Origin of the sequence: Streptomyces sp. NBC_00435, assembly GCF_036014235.1 — a bacterium.
Lineage (GTDB): Bacteria > Actinomycetota > Actinomycetes > Streptomycetales > Streptomycetaceae > Streptomyces.
Genome location: NZ_CP107924.1, coordinates 604,449 through 624,413, shown reverse-complemented (window position 1 = coordinate 624,413; position 19,965 = coordinate 604,449). Strand labels below are relative to the sequence as shown.

At 72.4% G+C, this 19,965-nt stretch carries 21 protein-coding genes and 1 riboswitch; of the genes, 8 read left to right on the top strand and 13 right to left on the bottom strand.

Going from position 1 to position 19,965, the window contains the following annotated elements:
• Nucleotides 1-38: 38 nt before the first annotated feature.
• The 6 genes from OG389_RS02795 to OG389_RS02775 form a co-directional block, all read right to left on the bottom strand.
• Nucleotides 39-1,259 (bottom strand): cytochrome P450, cyclodipeptide synthase-associated, encoded by a 1,221-nt coding sequence (locus OG389_RS02795; RefSeq protein ID WP_328296840.1) that lies wholly within the window; start codon nt 1,257-1,259, stop codon nt 39-41.
• Nucleotides 1,260-1,770: 511 nt separating this feature from the next.
• Complete coding sequence (locus OG389_RS02790; protein WP_328296839.1) at nt 1,771-2,517, bottom strand: hypothetical protein; 747 nt, start codon at nt 2,515-2,517, stop codon at nt 1,771-1,773.
• Between the two features lie 304 nt (nt 2,518-2,821).
• Nucleotides 2,822-3,937 (bottom strand): ABC transporter substrate-binding protein, encoded by a 1,116-nt coding sequence (locus tag OG389_RS02785; RefSeq protein ID WP_328296838.1) that lies wholly within the window; start codon nt 3,935-3,937, stop codon nt 2,822-2,824.
• A gap of 229 nt (nt 3,938-4,166) precedes the next feature.
• Nucleotides 4,167-4,265 (bottom strand): putative leader peptide, encoded by a 99-nt coding sequence (locus tag OG389_RS36700; protein WP_443059197.1) that lies wholly within the window; start codon nt 4,263-4,265, stop codon nt 4,167-4,169.
• Between the two features lie 152 nt (nt 4,266-4,417).
• Nucleotides 4,418-4,876, bottom strand: coding sequence for an RrF2 family transcriptional regulator (locus OG389_RS02780; protein ID WP_328296837.1), 459 nt, complete (start codon nt 4,874-4,876; stop codon nt 4,418-4,420).
• A gap of 74 nt (nt 4,877-4,950) precedes the next feature.
• Complete coding sequence (locus OG389_RS02775) at nt 4,951-6,147, bottom strand: acyl-CoA dehydrogenase (RefSeq protein WP_328296836.1); 1,197 nt, start codon at nt 6,145-6,147, stop codon at nt 4,951-4,953.
• Between the two features lie 622 nt (nt 6,148-6,769).
• On the opposite strand from OG389_RS02775, the gene OG389_RS02770 reads away from it, so the two are divergent.
• Nucleotides 6,770-7,348, top strand: a complete 579-nt coding sequence (locus tag OG389_RS02770) for a winged helix-turn-helix domain-containing protein (protein WP_328296835.1) — start codon at nt 6,770-6,772, stop codon at nt 7,346-7,348.
• Nucleotides 7,349-7,360: 12 nt separating this feature from the next.
• On the opposite strand, the gene OG389_RS02765 is transcribed toward OG389_RS02770, so the two are convergent.
• Nucleotides 7,361-7,930: a helix-turn-helix domain-containing protein gene (locus OG389_RS02765; protein WP_328296834.1), complete on the bottom strand. Its 570-nt coding sequence runs from the start codon at nt 7,928-7,930 to the stop codon at nt 7,361-7,363.
• Nucleotides 7,931-8,069: 139 nt separating this feature from the next.
• Between OG389_RS02765 and OG389_RS02760 the strand changes: the two genes are divergently transcribed.
• From OG389_RS02760 to OG389_RS02740, 5 genes are all read left to right on the top strand, one after another.
• Nucleotides 8,070-8,849, top strand: coding sequence for an ABC transporter permease (locus OG389_RS02760; protein WP_328296833.1), 780 nt, complete (start codon nt 8,070-8,072; stop codon nt 8,847-8,849).
• A complete protein-coding gene (locus OG389_RS02755; protein WP_328296832.1) occupies nt 8,846-9,562 on the top strand; it encodes an ABC transporter ATP-binding protein in 717 nt (238 codons plus the stop codon). The genes OG389_RS02760 and OG389_RS02755 overlap by 4 nt, the downstream gene beginning before the upstream one ends.
• Nucleotides 9,563-9,649: 87 nt before the next feature.
• Nucleotides 9,650-10,657: an ABC transporter substrate-binding protein gene (locus OG389_RS02750; protein WP_328296831.1), complete on the top strand. Its 1,008-nt coding sequence runs from the start codon at nt 9,650-9,652 to the stop codon at nt 10,655-10,657.
• Between the two features lie 45 nt (nt 10,658-10,702).
• The gene (locus OG389_RS02745) at nt 10,703-11,812 is read left to right on the top strand and encodes an aryl-sulfate sulfotransferase (RefSeq protein ID WP_328296830.1); all 1,110 of its coding nucleotides are present in this window, start codon (nt 10,703-10,705) and stop codon (nt 11,810-11,812) included.
• A 59-nt stretch (nt 11,813-11,871) separates the two neighbouring features.
• Nucleotides 11,872-12,417, top strand: coding sequence for an SRPBCC family protein (locus OG389_RS02740; protein ID WP_328296829.1), 546 nt, complete (start codon nt 11,872-11,874; stop codon nt 12,415-12,417).
• A 213-nt stretch (nt 12,418-12,630) separates the two neighbouring features.
• Here the strand turns inward: OG389_RS02740 and OG389_RS02735 are convergent, their stop codons facing one another.
• Together OG389_RS02735 and OG389_RS02730 are read right to left on the bottom strand one after the other, a co-directional pair.
• On the bottom strand, nt 12,631-13,578 hold the full coding sequence (locus OG389_RS02735; RefSeq protein ID WP_328296828.1) for a nitrilase-related carbon-nitrogen hydrolase: 948 nt from the start codon (nt 13,576-13,578) through the stop codon (nt 12,631-12,633).
• 95 nt (nt 13,579-13,673) lie between these two features.
• A complete protein-coding gene (locus tag OG389_RS02730) occupies nt 13,674-13,922 on the bottom strand; it encodes a hypothetical protein (RefSeq protein WP_328296827.1) in 249 nt (82 codons plus the stop codon).
• 219 nt (nt 13,923-14,141) lie between these two features.
• On the opposite strand from OG389_RS02730, the gene OG389_RS02725 reads away from it, so the two are divergent.
• Nucleotides 14,142-15,053, top strand: a complete 912-nt coding sequence (locus tag OG389_RS02725) for a cobalamin-binding protein (protein ID WP_328296826.1) — start codon at nt 14,142-14,144, stop codon at nt 15,051-15,053.
• A 19-nt stretch (nt 15,054-15,072) separates the two neighbouring features.
• Here the strand turns inward: OG389_RS02725 and OG389_RS02720 are convergent, their stop codons facing one another.
• Complete coding sequence (locus OG389_RS02720; RefSeq protein ID WP_328296825.1) at nt 15,073-15,561, bottom strand: DUF4430 domain-containing protein; 489 nt, start codon at nt 15,559-15,561, stop codon at nt 15,073-15,075.
• Nucleotides 15,562-15,704: 143 nt separating this feature from the next.
• Nucleotides 15,705-15,851, bottom strand: a riboswitch (cobalamin riboswitch).
• Between the two features lie 180 nt (nt 15,852-16,031).
• Here OG389_RS02720 and OG389_RS02715 point away from each other — a divergent pair.
• Nucleotides 16,032-16,403, top strand: a complete 372-nt coding sequence (locus OG389_RS02715; RefSeq protein WP_328296824.1) for a BlaI/MecI/CopY family transcriptional regulator — start codon at nt 16,032-16,034, stop codon at nt 16,401-16,403.
• Between the two features lie 111 nt (nt 16,404-16,514).
• Here OG389_RS02715 and OG389_RS02710 read toward each other — a convergent pair whose 3' ends face one another.
• The 3 genes from OG389_RS02710 to OG389_RS02700 all read right to left on the bottom strand — a co-directional run bounded on the left by OG389_RS02710 (nt 16,515) and on the right by OG389_RS02700 (nt 19,878).
• A complete protein-coding gene (locus tag OG389_RS02710) occupies nt 16,515-17,147 on the bottom strand; it encodes a phosphatase PAP2 family protein (protein WP_328296823.1) in 633 nt (210 codons plus the stop codon).
• A 320-nt stretch (nt 17,148-17,467) separates the two neighbouring features.
• Entirely contained in the window at nt 17,468-18,304 is an 837-nt protein-coding gene (locus OG389_RS02705) for an undecaprenyl-diphosphate phosphatase (protein ID WP_328296822.1), read from the bottom strand.
• A 125-nt stretch (nt 18,305-18,429) separates the two neighbouring features.
• Nucleotides 18,430-19,878, bottom strand: a complete 1,449-nt coding sequence (locus OG389_RS02700; protein ID WP_328296821.1) for an AfsR/SARP family transcriptional regulator — start codon at nt 19,876-19,878, stop codon at nt 18,430-18,432.
• Between the last annotated feature and the right edge of the window lie 87 nt (nt 19,879-19,965).

Here is a 19,965-nt window from a genome sequence, read left to right as displayed (position 1 = left end):
GACGGGAGCGGGCGTCAGCCGCGGCGTGCGCCGCCGGCTCAGTGGACGGGGGTGAAGTCCAGGGACAGGGAGGCGGGGCCGCGGGTGTACAGGCCGGTCTCCCGGTAGCGGAAGCCGGGGGTATACCGGACCTGCTCCAGCAGGGGCAGGAGCAGCGCGGCGACGGTCTCGATCTCCGCGCGGGCGAAGGCGGCACCGACGCACTGGTGGAGGCCGGTACCGAAGGCCAGGTGCTGCGCGGCGGCGGTGAAGGAGCGGGCGGTGCCCAGGTCGTCGCGGTCGATGTCGAAGGTGTCCGGGGCGGCGAAGACGCCCGGATCGCGGTTGGCCGCGCCGATCATGCAGAAGACCGTGGCGCCGGCCGGGACCGTGGCGCCGGCGAACACGGCCGCCCGTTCCGCCTGGCGGGGGATGAGCTGGACGGGCGGGGTGTAGCGCAGGGTCTCGGCGATCGCGGCGGGCAGCAGGGCCGGGTCCTGTCGAACCCGGGCAAGCTGCCCGGGGTGGTCGATCAGATGCTTGAAGAGCAGGGCCAGCGTCTTGTCCGCGGGCTCGGTCGCGGCGACGAGGACGTTGACGACCAGCGCGGTGACCTCGCTGTTGCTCATGTCGGCGCCGTCGAACTCGGCGGTGCACAGCTTCGAGATCAGGTCCTCGCCCGGGTGCCGGCGCCGGTGTTCGATGACGGGGACGAGATAGGCCTCCAACTCCTCGGCCCGGTCCAGGCAGTGCCGGCGGCGCTCGGGAGTGAGGCGGATGCTGGTGATGAACTCGGTGACCCCACTGTGCCAGTCGGCCACCTGCCGCCAGTCCCGCTTGTCCAGGCCGAGGACGTCGAGGGTCGCGCGCACGGCGAGCGGCTTGCCGAAGTCATTGACGAGGTCCACCCGCCCCTTTGGGAGGAAGGGGGCGATCAGCTCGGCGGCGTTGGCGTGGATGGCGCGCGTCTGGTCCCGCAGGGCCTGCCCCGTGAAGCCGCGGACGAAGATCTTCTGCTTGGCGGTGTGCTCGGCCCCGGTCATCTGGGCGAGGACCGGGCCGCGCATCACCGGCTCTGCGCGCACCTGGAGCGTCTCGGTGGTGAAGGCCTCGTGGTCGGTGAGGACCCGCTTGACGTCCTCGTAGCGGGAGAGGAAGTAGCTGTCGATCGACGGCTCGTAGTGCACCGGAGACTGCTCCCGCAGTCGTGCGAAGTGGTGGTGGGGGGCGGCGGCGAAGTCCTCGGACAGGACACTGAAGCCGGAACCGACCAGGGGCATGATGCAGGACCTCTCGAAACGGGGGCAGGCGGGGTCAGGAGCGGGCGCCGGCCGCGGAGGCCCCGATGAACGTGCCACGAAGCGGAGTCCGGGGGCCGGAGCGCGGTCCGCCCCACCAGGTCTAGACGCACCGGGGCGCCATTGGTTGTCGCGGTGGGGCGTGATATTCGGTCGGCAGGCGTCGGTGACGTCCGGCCGCACGTTTCCAGCCGGATTCCCGCCGGTTCTCCACCGGGTTCCCCCTTGCGGCGCGTCCCGTCCGGCGGACGGGGCGAACCAGCTGCCCGACAGACTACCCGCGAGTAACGCGGGCGCGTCAGGTATCGCTCGAAGAGCGGATTCCGCTTCAGGGCAGTCGGTTGCCGTCAGCGCCTCGGCGTCGGCCGGTCCGCGGGCCATGTCGGCCAGACCGGGATCCTCGCCGACGGGACCACCCGCTACATCAGGCGGAGCCTGGTCGCTCCGCCGAACGCGGCGTGACACGCGCTCCGCGCGTGAGCGCGGGCCAGCGCTACTGGAGCTGGGACAGGTCGACCGAATCGGCGGGCGCGGGGACCTTGGCCGTCACGGGCTCGTCGAAGGCGGAGAAGGAAGCCTCCACCCGCTCGCCGGACGCGTCGTCGCCCTGCAGCCGCAGCAGGTAGGGCTTGCCCTCGGTGGCGACTTGGAAGGTTCCCGTCCCGCTGTCGCCCCGACTCGTGACCGTAATGGCGGGACGGCCGTCGACCGTGGTGCGCGGCCCCTTGGTCAGCTGTTCGCTCACCGGCTTCGAGGAGAACTCCTTCTTGAAGAAGTCCAGGTCGCAGAAGTCGGCGAAGTCGCGCAACAGGAAGCTGCCCGTAGTGCCGTGCAGGTAGCGGCCGTTGATCAGCGCGATCGCGTCCTCGCCCGCGCCGCCCGGTACTTGGGACCGGAGGAGGGCGTCGTCGAACTTCATCCACACGTCGTTGCCGCGTTTGACGATGTCGGCCTTGCCCGATCCGCCGGGAGGGGTCACGCTGCCGGCGCAATTGCCCCGCTCGTCGAACCGGAGGTCCAGGGCGGTGGTGCCCGACTCGTTGGTCACCTTGGCCGCCATGCGCATGGAGGTGGCCCCGGACATGGCGGCGCGCGCGGCGTCCGCGATGGTCTGGGCGCTCTTGCCGGCGATGCCGTTGTCATCGGCCCCGGCAGCCCCCGCGCCGGCGAGGACGCACAGGCAGACGGTTCCGGCAGCCGCGCAACGGGCCGCGGCCGTGGCCGCCCGGGATGCGGACATCGGGCATCACCTCACTCCGGACGCCTCCGGACGGCGCCGGCCAACGTCATGGCCCGCCGCAACCGGTGACCTGATCAGCGTACGTCCGCGTCACGCCGGGCGCAGTCCCGTGCCGGCCGGATCCGCCGTGCTGCCGCCACGCTCCGGCGACAACGGGAAGAGAGAAGCGGCCCGGGGGCCGGGGGCCCGCACGCCCGCCCGCACCCGGCCCACTCGGCGACGAGGCCTGAACCCGCAGGAGGGTGCGGACCGGGCGTGGTCGCCGTGGTCCGCACCCTCCTGAGGTGATTGCCGAGCCGTGCGGTTACTTGACGCCGAGACCGGCGTCGGAGACCTCGGGCTTGCCGGCGGCCTTGAGCACCTTGTTCAGGAGCGTCAGGTCGTAGATGCCGGCGAGGTCGGGCTGCTCGATGAGCTTGGCCTTGACCGCCCAGTCGGACTCGGTCTTCAGGGTGCCGGCCAGCGGGTCGTCGGTGACCAGGATGCTGGTCCAGGCCGGGTCGATGACCTTCGCGTCGAGCGGCTTGCCCCCCTCGGCGGCCAGCTTCGCGTTGGCGGAGGCCTTGGCCTTGTCCTGGTTGGCGTTGATCCACTCGTTGGTCTTCACGGTGCCGCGCAGCACCGCCTCGACGACGTCCGCGTGCTCCTTGAGGAACTTCTGCGACACGATGATGTTCGTGATGACGAACTTCTTGTCGGGCCACAGGTCGGTCTCGTCGAGGAGGACCTTGCCGCCGTCGGAGACGAGCTTGGAGGCGGTGGGCTCGGGGACCCAGGCGCCGTCGATGGAGCCCTGCTTGAAGGCGTCCGGGGTGACCTTGTTGTCGGTGCGGACCACGGAGACGTCGCCCTTGCCGGACTCGGGGTCGACCGTCCAGCCCTTGGTGCCGATCCAGTTGAGGAACGCCACGTCCTGGGTGTTCCCCTTCTGCGGGGTGGCGATCTTCTTGCCCTTGAGGTCGTCCAGGGTCTTGATCTTGTCCGGGTTCACGACCAGCTTGACGCCGCCGGAGGCGGAGCCGGAGATGATCCGCAGGTTGGAGCCCTTGGACTTGACGTAGCCGTTGATCGACGGGGAGGGGCCGATGAAGCCGATGTCGAGAGAGCCGCCGTTGAGGGCTTCGATCTCGGACGGGCCGGCGTTGAAGGACTGCGGCTTGATCGTGGTGCCGTTCAGTTCCTTGGCGATCAGGCCTTCCTGGAGACCGACGAGCGCGGTGGCGTGCGTCAGGTTCGGGAAGTAGCCGATGCGGACCTCGGAGGCCGACAGCTTCTTGCCGGCGTCGGCGGCGACGTTCTCCTTCGCGGGAGCGTCGTCCTTCTTGGCGTCGGAACCGTAGCCGCAGGCGGTGAGCAGCAGGGGAAGGGCGGCGGTGACGGCGATGGCGCGCAGGGCGGTGAGCGGTCTTGCGGCAGACACGGAGGTGTCCTTTCACGGGATGGTGTTCGGGGGAGTACGGAGACGGGCGACGCAAAGCCATCGGCACACATGGCACCCACTCCCGGCCGTCGTCGGCGGGATCGCGGTCGCTTGGAGGCGTGCGGGTGGCGAGGCGGGCCGGGGGCCCGGCGGCCTGCGGGCGGCGCGGTGGCCCCGAACAGTGCTCCGAGCGGTGTTCCGAGCGTGGGGCCAGGCCTCGCCAATGCTGTCAGGCAGGCTGACAGATGGCGCTGGAGGTACGAACCAGGTCGATGTGTCGACGGGAGGTCAGAGGCAGCGTCCTGCCTGCGTGCTGCGGTGTTCGCACGGCCACCTCCCGGAATTCCTAGTTTTCCCACCTGGTTGGTAGGCATATTGGCAGACCGTGAGACCCGCCCCAAGAGGTTGCCCACATGGTGGACGCTCAGCTCTCGCGATGTGAGAAACCCCAGGTGGGGATGGGGTCAGGAGGTCGGGAGATCAGGGATTGGTCCAGGCGTCAGGAGCATGGGCCAGCGCGGATACGGTGGCGGGCAGCTCGCAGGACGCGACGTCGGCGAGCGACACGCCGTCGAGGATCTCGCGCACGTTGGCCCGCAGGGCGATCCACAGGGGCAGCAGTGACTGGGCGGGGCCGGTGTAGGACAGGTCCGGCGGGCGGACCCCGCGCACCGAGACGAGCGGTCCGTCCACGACGCGGATGACATCTGCGATGCTGATGGACCGGGCGGGCCTGGCCAGCCGGTAGCCGCCGTTGCCGCCGCGCTGGCTGAGCACGAGACCGCCCCGGCGCATGTCGTTCAGGATGCCCTCGAGGAACTTGTGCGGGATGTCCTGGGCGTCGGCGATGGCTTCGGCCTTCAGGGGCCCGTCGTCCTGCGACGCGGCAAGCTGCAGTGCGGCACGTACCGCGTAGTCCGCCCTGGCTGAGATCCGCATACGGGCATTATCCCGCACGACGGCGGCCGGCGACCGCCGCGGGTGGCCGCCCGTTGCCGGGCGGCCACCCGGTGTCAGTGGAAGGCCGCCACCACGGCGCGGTGGGAGCCGTTGAGGTAGTGCTCGCCGATGGAGCGCAGGCGGTGCGCGGCCGGGCGGTGGGCCGTCAGGACCCGGGCGTTGCGCCAGAACCGGTCCAGACCGGGGGCGTCGGCGAGTTCCAGCACCCGGGTGCTGATGTGCAGGGCGGCCTTCGACGTCACGGTCTCGGCCGTCGCGACCAGGGCGGCGACACCGGCGGCTCCCTCCGCGTCGAGGTGCGCACCCGTGTCCAGGGCCTGGCCCATCACATCGGTCGCCCGGCCGACGACGGCGGTGGCCGTCTGGGCGGCGGAGGCGAGTTCCCCGTACGTCAGGAAGAGGTCCGGGTCCTCGCCGGGCAGCAGGTGCGCCCGGCCGCCCCTGCTGAGGTCGCGGGCCTCGGTCAGGGCGCCCTCGGCGATGCCGAGGCCGACGTGGCACAGGGCGAGCCGGAGCGCGGGCTCCGCGAGCGCGGTGAAGGGGGTGGTCGACTCCTCGTCGTGCGGCCGGCGGCCCAGTACCTGCCCGTGTGCGATGGCGACCCGGTCCAGGACGACCTCGCCCGCGCCGGCGACGCGCTGCCCGAGGCGGTCGTGGGCCGGTTCGACGGTCACCCCCCGGGCGCCGGACGCAATCCGTACGACCAGGACGTCACCGGTCGAGGCGCAGTGGGCGTCCACCACGATCTGGTCGGCTGCGGCCACCGCCGTGTCCACGGTCCGGCGTCCGTTCAGGACGTAGCCGTTCGCGCGCGGCCTCAGCGTCAGATCCGGTCCGTCGGCGCCGTCGTCGGTGGAGGGCGCGTGGACCGCTCCGGTCCACAGCCACCTCTCGCGCACCGACTCCTCCTCGAGGGCGGTGGCGTCCTCGTGACTCGCGTAGAAGCGTCCGCTCCAGGCGTGCACGTAGTGGCGGGCGAGCAGGTCGCCGACGGAACTGTCCGCCGCGGCGATCTCCCGGATGACGGCGCATCCGGTACGCCAGTGCGCCCCGCGCCCGGGCCCGGGCGGCGTGAGGGCCGCGGGCAGGCCGGCCTCGCGCAGCCGGGCCGTCTCGTCGGTCGGCGGCTTGCCGGCCTGATCGCGGGCGATGGCGTCCGCGGCGAGGTCGTCCGCCACGTCGCGGGCGGTACGCAGGAGCGCGCGGCGCCGCTCGTCGGCGGGGCCAGGTGTCGTCGCCGTGGCCGTCACCGGCAGGCCCGGGTGCCGCACAGTGTCGCGAGGGCTGGGGGGACGGTTGGGCGGACAGTGGTGCCGTGGGGGACGGCGGTGGTCATGTCGGCTACTCCGGAACGTCGTTGGGTGGCATCGGCCGGTCACGCGTGACCGAATCCCCACCTTTCCCATCGGATTGATAGGGATACTTGCCCGAAGTAACCGTCCCGGCAAGGGCGCGACCGAATGATGGACAGCTTCATCTCGTGATTCGAGACGTGTTCGGCATTTCCTATGTAATCGGTAGGGAAGTGTTGACGAGTGCGCGCCACGCACCTCACGATGTGACCATGCCCCCGTCGCAGCCGTTGCTCGTACGCCGCAGGCACGTTGACTTCCGTCTCGTGGCCAGCGCCGCCTGCCGACCCGTTTAGGGCCTCTCCGACAGGGCATTTCCCCGACGCGCTCCGGTGCTCCGGCTCTCGCGCCACTCTGTGCGCCACGTTGTCCCCGCGCCCCCGGTCCCTCGAGCGGCGGGGGGTCGCCCGGCGTTCGGCGTGCCGGCCCTCCCGGTCGGATCCGTCACGGAGACCCTTGCCCCGTCATGGCCGAACACCCGGCATCCGTACCTCATTCCGCGCAGCCGAAGGGGCTCACCGTGACCACCGCACTTCCCGTACCCGCATCCGCACCCGCCGGCGTTCGCCGTTCCCCGGCCCTCCGCCTCCAGCTCGTCGGTGACCGTCCGTCCGGTGTCCCCGTCGACGGGATCGACGGCGGCCGCGTCGGCTACCTGGTGTTCCTCCCGGCGAACGTCGACCCGGCGGCGCTGATGAGGGCGCACGGGGTGCGCCCGGAGCCCGGTCCCCTCGACCTGGGAGGGCTTCCGGCTCCCGGCGTGGATGCGCCCGCCGCCCCCGCCCCCGCCCCCACCCCCGTTCCGTCGGACGACGGCATCCGGGTGGACCGCGCACGCCGGCTGGTCGAGGTCGACGGACGCGAACTGGAGCTCACCTACCTGGAGTTCGACCTTCTGGCCCACCTCGTGGCCCACCCGTACACGGTGCACACGCGTGACGCCCTCATCTCGGACATCTGGGGGTACGGTCACTTCGGCGACGGCCGTACGGTCGACGTCCACGTGGCCAGGCTGCGCCGCAAGCTCGGCCCCGCGCACCGGTCCCGCATCACCACCGTGCGCCGCGTCGGCTACAAGTACGTACCCGACCACCAGTAGTCGGGCCCCGGGTCAGGCACTCGCGATGACCAGCAGGGTGCGGGCGGCGACCGGGCCCGTCAGGCGGCAGCGGTGCGGGACTTCGCCCCGGTGGTGGGCGCTCTGCCCGGCGCGCAGGGTCAGTGGTTCCTCGCCCTCGAGCTCCAGGACGATCTCGCCCTCCAGGACGTAGAGGAAGTCCTCGCCGGGGTGCTCGAACCAGCCGCGCTCGCCCCGGCCGGGCTCGAAGTGGTGCTCGTAGGCCTCCATCAGCGCGCTGCGCCCGCCGGGGATGAGCACCTGGGCGGTCTGCCCCGTGGCCTCGTTCACGCGGATCACCTGCGGGTCGCTCTCGTGGCTGACCGCACCCGGTCGCGCGGGTGGCCGAAGGAAGGTCCCCGGGGTGACGTCCAGCGCTTCCGCGATCCGGTAGATCGAGCTGAGGCTGGGGGTGGCGAGGCCGCGTTCGAGCTGGCTGAGGAACGGCTGTGAGAGGCCGGAGCGGGTGGCGAGGACAGCCATGGAGACGCCGTGCTGTTTGCGGCAGCTCCGGATCACCCGTCCGACCTCGATCGCCTCGGGCGTGGGTTCGGGTCGAGACATGCAGGTGAACGTACCTCATCAAGGATCACGGGCCGGGGGTTCCGGCGATGTTTCGCACTGCGGCAACACTCCCGTCATAAGCGTGGTCAATTATTGACCTCGCTTATAGACGTCGAGGAACCGAACGAGGAGCCGCCCCGTGCCCGCCACCCCCTCACCGCCCGGCCGGGCCACCGGCCGGCTCGGCCCGGCCCTGGGCGCGGCAGGCGCCGTGCTCGCGCTGTGGTACCTGCTCGCCCGGTCCGGCGCGGTGGCACCGGGGCTGCTGCCCACGCCCACCGAAACCGCGGCCGCGCTCGTGGACAGCGCCCGCAGCGGCATCCTGGCCGCCGATCTCGGCGCCAGCCTGGTCCGTGCCGGGCAGGGGTTCGCACTGGGCGCCCTCGTCGGCAGCGCGCTGGGATTCGCCACCGGCTACCTGCCGGGGCTGTCCGCCGCCGTCACCCCGGTGGTCTCCTTCCTGCGCCCGATCCCCGCCATAGCGCTCGTGCCCCTCGCGACCGCCTGGTTCGGCATCGGCGAGACCGCCAAGCGCCTGCTCATCGCCTACGCCGTACTGCTCGCCGTCTGGCTGTACGTCCACGACGGGGTCTCCCGGGTCCCGGTGTCCCACCTGCGGGCGGCCCGGTCGCTGGGGGCGCCACTGCACCGGCGGTTCACCGAAGTGCTGCTGCCGGCGGCCGCGCCCGCGCTGCTGGCCGCGCTGCGGTACGGGGCCTCGGTGGCCCTGCTCGCCCTGGTGGCGGCCGAACTGGGCGGCGCCGACAGCGGGTTGGCGTACCGGCTCCAGGTGGACGGGCAGTTCCTGCGGGTGGACCGGATGTTCGCGGGACTCCTCGTGCTCGGTCTGCTCGGAGTGGCCGTCGACCTCGTACTGGCCGCGATCGGCCGCCGGTTCGTGCATTGGAGCACCTCATGAGCCTGGACGTACGACTGGAGGGGCTGTCGGTCCGCTACGGGGCCGCCCCGGTGCTGGAGCGCACCGATCTGGAGCTCCCGGCGGGCTCGTTCACGGCACTGCTGGGACCCAGCGGCTGCGGCAAGTCCACGATCCTCAACCTGGTGGCCGGATTCGCACGGCCCACCGAAGGCCGGGTGACGACCGGTTCCGCACCCGTGCGCGGGCCGGGCCCGGAGCGGGGCGTGGTCTTCCAGCACTACGCGCTCTTCCCCTGGCGCACTGCCCGCGGCAACGTCGAATTCGCCCTCAAGCGGCTCGGTCTGCCACGTCCGGAACGCCGACGGCGCGCCCTCGAGGCACTGGCCGAGGTTGGGCTGGCGGATGGGGCCGAGAAGTACCCGGCGCAGCTGTCCGGCGGCATGCAGCAACGCGTCGCACTGGCCCGGGCGCTGGCAGCGGAGCCCGAAGTCCTGCTGATGGACGAGCCGTTCGGAGCGCTGGACGCACTGACCCGGACCCGGATGCAGACCCTGCTGCGGGAACTGTGGCAGCGCCGCGGCACCACGGTGCTGTTCGTCACGCACGACATCGACGAGGCGCTGGCCCTCGCCGAGCGGGTCGTCGTCCTCGGCGGCACGCCCGGGCGGGTGCTGGCCGACCACACCGTGCCCACCGGGCCGGCCGACCCCGCCCTGCGCTCCCTGATCGCGGGCCACCTCGGCGTCGGCTGAAGCTCCCACCGCCTCCCTCGCCCGTCCTCACTCCCACCCCCACCTCCATCCTCATCCCCACCTCCGTTCCTGGAAGGACCCCCTCCCATGCTCAGACCCCGTGCGGCGACCGCCCTGCTCGCGGCAGCCCTGCTCTGCGCGCTCACCTCGGCCTGCACCGCCGGCTCCGGCTCCGGATCCGGCCCCGCGGTCGACGGCCGCCCGGCGGTCTCCCTCGCCGCGAGCGACCAGCTCGGCGGGGCGCCCGTCTACGTGGCCCAGGAACGCGGCCTGTGGTCCGCCGAGGGCATCGAGGCCACCGTGACCACCCAGCCCACGGGCCGGGACGCGCTGAACGCCGTGCTCGGCGGACAGGCGCAGCTCGGCGTCGTGGGTGACCTGCCCGCGGTGACGGCCGCACTGGGCGGGCGCGAGGTGCACATCGTCGCCGACCTCTCCCGGTTCGACGACTGGCGCCTGCTGACCCGGACCGACCGGCAGATCACCGGCTTCGCCGCACTGAAGGGCCGCAAGGTCGGTGTCCCGCAGGGCACGAACGTCGAGTACGCGCTGTCGCGGATGCTCGCCTCCGCGCAGCTGACCGCCGCGGACGTGACCGTGGTCAACCTCGCCCCGAACCAGGTCACTTCGGCACTGGCCCGAGGGGACGTCGACGCCGGGGTCACCTTCCCCAGCTTCTACGGCGCCGCCCGCACCGCCCTCGGGGAGCGCTACGCCGAGCTCCCCTTCACCGGCTACACGGCACGGACCCTGCTCGTCGCGGGTCCGAAGGCGAGCGACGCGACCACGGAGGCCGTGCTCCGGGCGCTGCTGAAGGCCCAGCGCGCGATCGGCGCCGACCCGGCCGCCGCGCGCAAGGACGTACTCGCCCAGTCCAAGGGCGCGCTCCAGGCCGACTACGTGGACGCCTTCCAGCCCCGCTACGGCTACGGCGCGACCCTCTCGCCCGAACTGCTGACCCAGTTGGAGCAGGAGGCCGCCTGGGCGAAGGCCGCCCAGGGCCTGCCGGGCTCCGCCGACCGCACCGCGCTGCTGCGGCACCTGCACCCCGCACCCCTGACGGCCGTGGACCCGGCCGCCGTCACCGTCCGCTGACCGCACCCGCCGCATCCATCCACCGCACCCACACAGGAGATCCCCGTGACCGTCGACCAGAACACCCTGCGCCGCCGTGGCGTCGGCCTGATCGCCCATGACCCCGCCCGCAGTTACGGCGGCCTGACCCTCTACACGCCCATCACCAGCTCCGGCGAGATCCACCTCGTCGACATCGAGGGGCGCCCCGTCCACACCTGGAACTCTCCGCATCCGCCCGGCCGGCAGGCGCAGCTGCTCCCCGGCGGCAACCTCTTCTACGCGGCCAAGGACACCACCAGCCCGACCCTCTTCCCCATCTGGGACGTCTACCACGGCGGCATCTTCCAGGAACTGGCCCCCGACTCCACGGTCCTGCGCGAGGTCCGGCACCCCTTCCACCACCACGACGCCTCGGTCCTGCGCAACGGCAACCTCATCGTCACCGTCGTCGAACCGTTGGACCCGGCCGACGCGGCCCGCATCCAGGGCGGCATCCCCGGTTCCGAGGCCCCGGGCGGGGTGATCTACGGGGACGTGGTGTACGAGCTGACCTGGGAGGGGGAGGAGGTGTGGCGCTGGGCCGCGATCGAGCACCTGGACCCCGAGGAGTTCCCGCTCAACGCCCACTTCGCCCGTGAGCACTGGCCCATGGCCAACACCGTCAACGAACGCGCCGACGGCTCGATCGTCGTGGGCTTCCGCAGCGCGTCCTCCACCGTGGCCGTCGACCGCGCCGACGGGTCCGTACTGTGGCACATCGGCCCCGATGTCCTGGCGCAGCAGCACCATCCGCACGAGCTGGCGGGCGGGAACATCCTGGTCTTCGACAACGGCACCTACCGCGACACCACGTCCGTTCCGTACTCGCGGGTGCTGGAGCTCGACCCGGGCACCGGCAAGGAGGTGTGGTCGTACGAGGACAACCCGCCGCAGAACTTCTACAGCCCGTACATGTCGAGCGCCCAGCGGCTGCCCAACGGGAACACCTTCATCGCCGAGGGCTCCTTCGGACGGCTCTTCGAGGTGACCCCCGGCGGGGACGTGGTCTGGGAGTTCGTGGTCCCGCAGTTCCGGTCCTTCGGCGAGGGCGTGGGCCTGGAGTCCTCGGCCGGCGCCCAGAACTCCGTCTTCCGCGCCTACCGCTACGCCGCCGAGGAGTTCCCCTGGCTCTGAACGACGGGCCCCGGGGCCGCGGCGTGTGAGGAGGCGCGGTCACCCGGGCCGGGACTAGCATGAAGATCGCGGCCCGCTTCGAGGTCTCCTCCGGGGCCGTCTCCCGGCAGTCGCAGCCGAAGAGGCCGAACGGAGCGAGAACCCCCATGGCGACGCCTACGGACACCGTCACACTGGAGCGCCGCATCCAGGCCCGCCCCGAGACCGTCTTCGGGTTCTTCACCGACCGCGAGAAGTGGCTGTCCTGGATGGGCGCCGACGGCGTGTTCTCCTTCGAGCCCGGCGGTTCGTACCGCACCAGGGTCACCGGCGAGGACATCGCCACCGGCCGCTTCCTCGCCGTCGAACCGCCCGAGCGGCTCGTCCTCACCTGGGGCTGGGAGACCGGCTCCGTGCCCGTGGCGGCCGGCTCCACCAGGGTGGAGATCACCCTCGAGCCGGTCGCCGAAGGCACCCTGCTCCACCTGGTCCACAGCGGCCTTCCCTCCGAGGAGGCCTGCGTCGCCCACGCCGAGGGCTGGCAGCACTACGTCGACCGGCTCGCGTCCCGCGCCGAAGGCGGCGACCCCGGGCCGGACGCCTGGCTGCGGGGGCCCGGGGGATAACGGGCCCGGGACAACAGGCCACCTCCGGTCCGGACCCGTACGCGATCACCATCGCGCGGGTCCGGTTTCGCACGCTGACACCCGGGTCTTTGGTGATCCGCCGGAACGACTCCGTCCAAACCATTGCCCGAGCGCTTGGTCAGTCACACAGCAGCAGCCGGTGGCGTATCCCGTGGGCGGCGGTGGGCCGGGGCCCGTAGGCCTGCCGCCGCGTCAGGCCGCCCGGACGTGGCGGCGTTCGGTGAGCCGGCCGTAGAGCTCGGGCCGGCGGGTCTGCATCAGTCCGAATCCCAGCCAGTCGCGGCGCTGGTCGAGGTCGAGGTCGGCGACCAGGACGGCGGGCCGGTCCCGTGGTGCGCGGAGCATGACCCGGCCGTAGGGGTCGGAGATGAAGGAGGAGCCGTAGAAGGTGGAGCGGCCTTCGGTGCCGGTGCGGTTGGGCACGATCATGAACAGTGCGTTGGCCAGGCCGTTGGCACTGATCGCGTGCTCCCACATCGGTCGGGTGTCGAACTCGGGCAGGTCGACCTCGGACCCGATGGCCGTGGGGTGGACGAGGATCTCGGCGCCCTGCAGGCCGTAGGCCCGGGCCAGTTCGGGGAACCACTCGTCCCAGCAGGTGGGGAAGCCGAAGCGGGCGCCCTCGTGGGAGACGACCGGGAAGCCGCTGTCGCCGGGGCGGAAGCAGAGGTCCTCCCGGTACCCGGGGAAGGCGGGGATGTGGTTCTTGCGGGTCCGGGCGATCAGCGCGCCGTCCGGGGCCACGCAGACGGCGGTGTTGTACCCGAGGCCGCCGTCCGCCGCCCTTTCGTAGAGGGAGGCGTGGACGGTGATGCCGAGTCCGGTGGCGAGTTCGGCGGCGAGGCTGACGGTGGGGCCGTCCTGTACGTCCTCCAGGTAGCGGGCGGCGCCGTCGCCCATCGGGTCGTCGGTGTTGCAGAAATAGGGGCTGCGGGTCAGCTCGGGGAGGCAGACGACGGTGGCGCCCTCGGCTGCGGCGAGCGCGACGCCCTCGCGGAGCCGGTCGTCGTGCGTGCTCTCGTCGGCGTACCAGCGCATCTGGACGAGGCCGACGCGCAGCAGCCGTCGCTCGGCGGGCTCCGTGCGGGCCGGGGAGCCGAGGGGTGAGCCGTAGGAGGTGAGCAGTTCGTACGAGGTCACGCGAGGACCGCCTTCGATAGATCCTGACTGATTTTTCAGTCAGCATGCGTGAAGTGAAGGGACCCGTCAAGGCCGGGTCGGTCAGGCGATGCGCCTCAGGCGGTGGAGCCGGTGGTGAGGGTGAGGATCAGGGTCCGGAGGATGGAGCCGGAGTCGACCTCGACGTCGAGCGACTGGGCGGCGGCCAGTCGCTCGTCCCACCGGCGAGCAGGGTCCGCGCGGCCGGGATCAGCCGTGCGCGCGCCTGTTCGCCCTTGGCCGAGGTGCGGGGCCGGCCCGGCCGAAGGGTAGGGAGTGTCGGGCTCCGGGAATCCTTCGCGCGGGCTGCCATGGCGCGACTCCAACGACCGGAGGCGGTCGGCGCCGTACCGGGCGAACGGGGATCCGGTCCGGCTTCGACCCGGCCAACTGGCCAGCGACGACCTGGATGTTGGGGTGTGCGCGCAGGATCGTGGCAGGGGAGGCGGCCGAGCTCCCGCGGGTCGGCACGGCCGCCGGGGTGACCGCCCGGGGTACCCGGAACCCGCGGCCGCGGGCCGGCGGCGAGCGCCTACAGTCGGTGCATGCGCATCGTCTCCCTGCTCCCGGCGGCCACGGACATCGTGGCGGACCTCGGTCTCGCCACCGACCTGGTCGGACGCACCCACGAGTGCGACTGGCCGCCGGAGGAGGTCGCCGCGGTGCCGGTCGTCACGAAGGCCGAGTTCGCCGCGGAGGAGCTCAGCAGCCGGGAGATCTCCGAAGCCGTCGGCGGGGCCGCCCATTCGGGCTCCTCGCTCTACACCCTGGACACCGGGGCGCTCGCCGCGCTCGAACCGGACATCGTGCTCACCCAAGACCTGTGCGACGTCTGCGCGGTGTCCTACGAGGCGGTCTCCCACGCGGTGCGCGTACTGGACGCGGGCCCCCGGGTGCTGAGCCTGGAGCCGCGCACCCTCGACGACGTACTGGACTGCCTGGTCACCGTAGGGGAGTTGCTGGGCGTACGGGAGCGGGCCGAGCGGCGGCGGGAGGAGTTGCGCGGCCGGCTCGCCGAGGTGGGGCGGCTGACCCGGGACCGGACCCGGCCCCGGGTGGTGGCCGTCGAGTGGCTGGACCCGCTGTGGCCCGCCGGGCACTGGGTGCCCGAACAGATCACGTACGCCGGAGGCGAACCGCTCCTCGCCGCACCGGGCGAGCACACCGCGCCGATGACCTGGGACGCGGTACGGGCCGCCCGCCCCGACGTCGTCCTGCTCCTGCCGTGCGGTTTCCCGCCCGAACGGACCCTGCGCGAGCTCGATCTCCTGACCTCGCTGCTCGGGTGGGACGAGCTGCCCGCCGTACGGGCCGGGGAGGTCTGGGTCCTGGACGGGCCCGCCTACTTCAACCGCCCCGGACCCCGTGTCGTGCGCGGCGCCGAGGTACTGGCCCACGTCCTGCACGGAGTCCGGGCCGGCGAGCCGGTGACGCCGGCCGAGGCCCGCCGCCTGTGACAGGCCCTCGGCCGACGGCCTAGAAGGAGGTCCAGGTGAAGGCGACCTGGTCACCGGCGTTCAGCTTGAACTGGCAGCCGCCGACCGGGGTGGGGGCGCCGTTGACGGAGATGCTCCAGTAGGCGGAGCCGCCGCTGCTGACCTTCTTGATCGTGTCGACGGAGAAGTCGTCGAACGACGCGTACCAGGCGCCGTCCCAGGTGAAGTGCTTCTTCTTGGCCGCGTCGTCAAGAGCGGCGGTGGGGGTGGGCACGGCGCTCGGGTTCGCCGAGCCGTTCGTGCCGTCGCACTTGTGCGTGCCACCGGTGGCGGTGGTCACGTCGTGCCCCTTGGTCTTTATCTTCCCCTTGAACAGCACTCCGTTCGGGCCCTGGACCGTGATGTTGACCTTGACGGGGGCATTGGTGTGCGCGACGGGCTTGGCGTGGGCGACGGCGGGGGCCGTGGCGAGCGCGAGTCCCAGGGCGGCCGCGGTGACGAGGGTGCGGCGGACGAGGTTCGGGTTCATGTGTTGCCTTCCGGGCGGTCCGGCCCACAGCACGAACCCGGCCGCCCGGACACGGCCGACAGCACACGCTCCCCCGGGCACCGGGAACGGGCGGTCGACGGGTCGGTGACTCAGGGCTCCGCGCTGCAGACCATGACAGGGGGAGTAGGTACGAACCGCGTGCTGGGCTCCCCGACTCGGTGCGCGTACGCGCCCCACACGGTTGCAGGTCAGCGCCGGAATCGCACCGGCTTCCCCCAGGTCAAACGGCCATTCAGTTGTCGCCCGGAGCTACCGGGCAGTCGAATCGTACGGTCGCGGCAGCGTGGTGACCAGGGGTCACTTTTCGGCCACGGATCCGTGGTCCGGCTCCGGGGCGCGGCGGGCCCGGCCGGTCGATAATGATGGCCGGAGTGGGACTGCCGCCCGGTGCCCGCGGAACAGCGGTCGGTCCACCTCGCCGCAGACGATCAACCCGAGAGGAAGGTTCCGTGACGGACAGCGCGAGCGAACGCCGGCCGGCGGGCGAGCTGGAGTCCAGCGTCCTGGCGGCGCTCTGGACGGCGGGCGCACCGCAGTCGGCGGCGCAGGTGCGGGCGGCGATACCGCAGCCGCTGGCCCGGACCACGGTGGCGACGCTGCTCGCCCGGCTGCAGGAGAAGGGCGTCGTCGACCGGAACCCGGGCGTGCGGGGCTTCCTGTACTACCCGGTCGAGGACGTCCACGGCCTCACCGCCCGCCGGATGCACCGCGAGCTCGACCGGGACGGCGACCGCAGCGTGGTCCTGGCCCGGTTCGTCGAAGGGCTCGGCCCCGACGACGAGGCGGAGCTCAGGCGGCTGCTGGAGGAAGGCGGTCGGTGATCGCCCCGCTGATCGCCCTGCTGATCGTCCCGCTCCTCCTCCCTTGAGTCCTGCCGCCGCTCGCCGGGCGCACGGCCGGCCGGGTTCGGCCTAGGGTCGCGCTGTGGACGATCACCGCCGCCGGAAGTGCGCGGAGGCGAGGAGGGCGAGCCAGGCGGTGGCGAAGAGCCAGCCCCCGACCACATCGGACAGCCAGTGCATGCCCAGGTGGACCCGGGTGAGTCCGACGGCCGCGGCCCAGACCGCGAGCCCCACGACTGCCGTTCGCGGTACCCCGCGCCCCCGCAGCCACAGGGCGGCGATCAGCAGCCCGGCGGTCATCGCGGCCGTGGTGGTGTGGCCGGAGGGGTAGGACCAGCCGGAGGCGTGTGCGGCCCAGTCACCCGCGTCTGGGCGCGGGCGAGCGACCAGCAGTATCACCGCGTAGCGCAGGGCCTGACCGGCGCCGAGGCACAGCAACAGGGCGGCGGCCGTGAATGCCCGCTGTCGGGTGGTGCGGCCCGCGTAGAGGCCGGCGAGTACGAGCAGTGCGTAGGGGACGAACCCGGTGCCGGTGTCGGTGACCAGGAGGGCGAGCGCACGGGCGACGGCCGGTCGGTGCTCCACGGACCAGCGGTGCGTGGCCGCATCGGCCGGCAGCAAGTGGTCCGGGGCGCGCACGACCCACACCGTGAGCAGAGCGAAGAGTGCCGCCGAGGTCAGGGCCACCCGGCCGGCCCGGCGGGCCGGACCCGTCCGGGTCATGAACCGGCCAGCAGCGGATGCGGCGGGCCACTCCTCAACCGTATGGCCAGGGTGGCCCGGTTGCGCCGCACGGGGACGGCCGAGCCGTCGTACGTCGGGGTCATCGCACGGGTCCGTTCTGGTGCCGGAGGAGAGCCGGGTGCGGCGGGGGGCAGCCGGGCACGACGCCCAGGCGGCCGCGATCCCGCGTCGTCTACTGCACTGTAGACGATCGCGGGACGAAGAAGCGGTCCCCGGCTCCGTGGCGCAGGCCTCGTGGCACGGGCTCCGCGACGCGGGCTCCGTGACACCGGCTCCGTGACACCGGCCGCCCGCTGCCGTCAGGCGGCGAGGACCCCGGTCCCGAGAAGGCCGAAGAGGAGGACGCCGACGGCGATCCGGTAGATGACGAAGGCGTTGAAGGAGTGCTGGGCGACGTACTTGAGGAGCCAGGCGATCGAGGCGTAGGCGACCGCGAAGGACACCGCGGTGCCGACGACCAGCGGGAGGGTGTCCACCCCGGCCCCGACGGCGTCCTTGAGCTCGTAAAGGCCCGCGCCGGTCAGTGCGGGGATGCCGAGGAAGAAGGAGAGGCGGGTCGCCGCGACGCGTTCGAGGTCGAGGATGAGACCGGTCGACATGGTGGCGCCGGAGCGGGAGAAGCCGGGGAAGAGCAGAGCGAGGATCTGTGAACTGCCCACCAGCATCGCGTCCTTGAGGCTGGTGTCGTCCTCGCCGCGCTTGTGGCGGCCCAGCTGGTCGGCCGCCCACATGAGCCCGCTGCCGACGATCAGGGAGCCGGCCACGACCCACAGGGAGGCCAGCGTGCCTTCGATGAGCGGTTTGGCGGCGAGTCCCACGACCACGATGGGGACGGTCGCGTAGATGACCCACCAGGCGAACTTGTAGTCGTGGTGGTACCGCTCCTCGCGGTCGACCAGGCCGCGTCCCCACGCGGTCACGATCCGCACGATGTCCCTGTAGAAGTACACCAGGACCGCGGCGATGGCTCCGACCTGGATGACGGCGGTGAAGGCGACGACGGCCTTGTCGTCCACCGGAATGCCCATCAGGCCCTCGGTGATCTTCAGATGGCCGGTGGAGGAGACCGGCAGGAATTCGGTGACCCCTTCGACGACGCCGAGGATCGCCGCCTGTCCGATGCCGATGGTGCTCAATTGGTCCGTCCCTGAGGTTGGTTCGACGCGATGGTGTGGTGCGGGGTGGCCGTCCGCGAAGGGAGCGGCGCCTGGCCAACGGGAAACGGGACGTCGAGGTTCTGGCCGTACGCCGGCCGGTCCACTCAGGCGGCGCAGACGGGGAGACCGGGGTCGTCGTGGGTCCGGACCGCCGGGAACCAGGCGGTGCCTCCGGGCACGTCCGTCAGGTGGACCCGGAACCAGATGGGGGTCCCCACCCCGTGCTCGTCCTCGATGCGGATCCCGTTCGGCACGATGCAGTCGGCCATCAGGACGTCGCCGTGCCAGACCCGGTGCGGCACGACGTTGTTCAGGTCGTAGGCCGCGTACGGGTTCTTGGCCAGTCCGAGCCGGCACGCGGGGAGGCGCTCGGACTGCGTCCTGCAGTCGCCGTCGACGTTGAACACCCGGACGGGCGCCAGGCTGCCGGCCGGGCCCGTCGGCGCGGGCCTGATCGGGGCGGCGGACGACGACGGTGACGGGGACGAGGTACGACCGGCCGTACCCGGGCCGGCCGAGGGCGGCCGGGGTGCGTCCCGCTCCTGGAGTCCGAGGGTGACGGCGGCGCCGATCGCGGCGGCGACGGCGGCACCGGACAGTCCCAGGCGGACCAGGCGCCGGCGCGGCCAACGTCCGGCCGGGTCGGGGTCCTGGGGCGGTGCCGGGCGGGAGACCTGGGGCGGGCCGGGGGGCGGGCCGGGGGGAGGGGTCTGCGCAGGGGTCTCGGGCAGCGCTTGTGCCGGCGCGGTCGCCGTGGTCAGGACCGCGGAGCCGAAGGCGGGACTCGTCGCGGGAGTCGCGGGCGTCGCCAGCTCGGGGTCACCGCGGAGGATCGCCGTATGGATGGCGGCGAGCTCCGGCCCCGGGTCGAGGCCGAGTTCGTCGGCGAGGAACCGCTGGGCCCCGGCGAAGCGCCGTACCGCTTCGGCCTGCCGGCCGGTGCGGTACAGCGCGATCAGCAACTGCCCCACCAGCTGCTCGCGGTGGGGGTTGGCCTCGACGAGTTCGGTCAGCATCGGCACCAGTTCGGCCTCCCGCCCCAGGCCGAGCTCACAGGCCGCCAGCTGCTGGCAGGCGTCCAGCCGCTCCTCGTGCAGCCGCGCGCGTGCCGGCTCCACGAAGGCCGCGTTGACTCCGGCCAGCGGGGTGCCGCGCCACAGGCCGAGCGCGGCGCGCAGGTTCTCCGCCGCCAGGGACGCCCGGCGGCCGGACATCTCACCGGTGGCGTCACGGACCCGGGAGCGGAAGGCGAGCAGATCGAGTTCGCCGTCGGTGACGGAGCAGGTGTAGCCGTCGGTGGTGGTCCGGATGCGGTCCGCCAGACCGGTCCCGCGCAGGGTCTGGCGCAGCGTGGAGACCGCACCGTGGATCTGGGTCCGGGCACTGCTCGGTGCCTCGTCGGCCCAGACGGCGTCTATCAGCCGTTCGAGGGTGACCTGCTGCCGCGCGTTCAGGAGCAGGTAGGCCAGTACGGCTCGCCGCTGCGGGCGTTGCACCTCGACCAGTCCGTCGGCGCCGCGTACTCCCACCTCTCCCAGAACCGTGAACTGCATGGTGGTCTCCCCCCTAGGAACACACGGTGCGGGCGATCTTAATGTGCGTGCCGCGGCGCCGTAACTCCTTCCCGGGCCGTCTCCTGG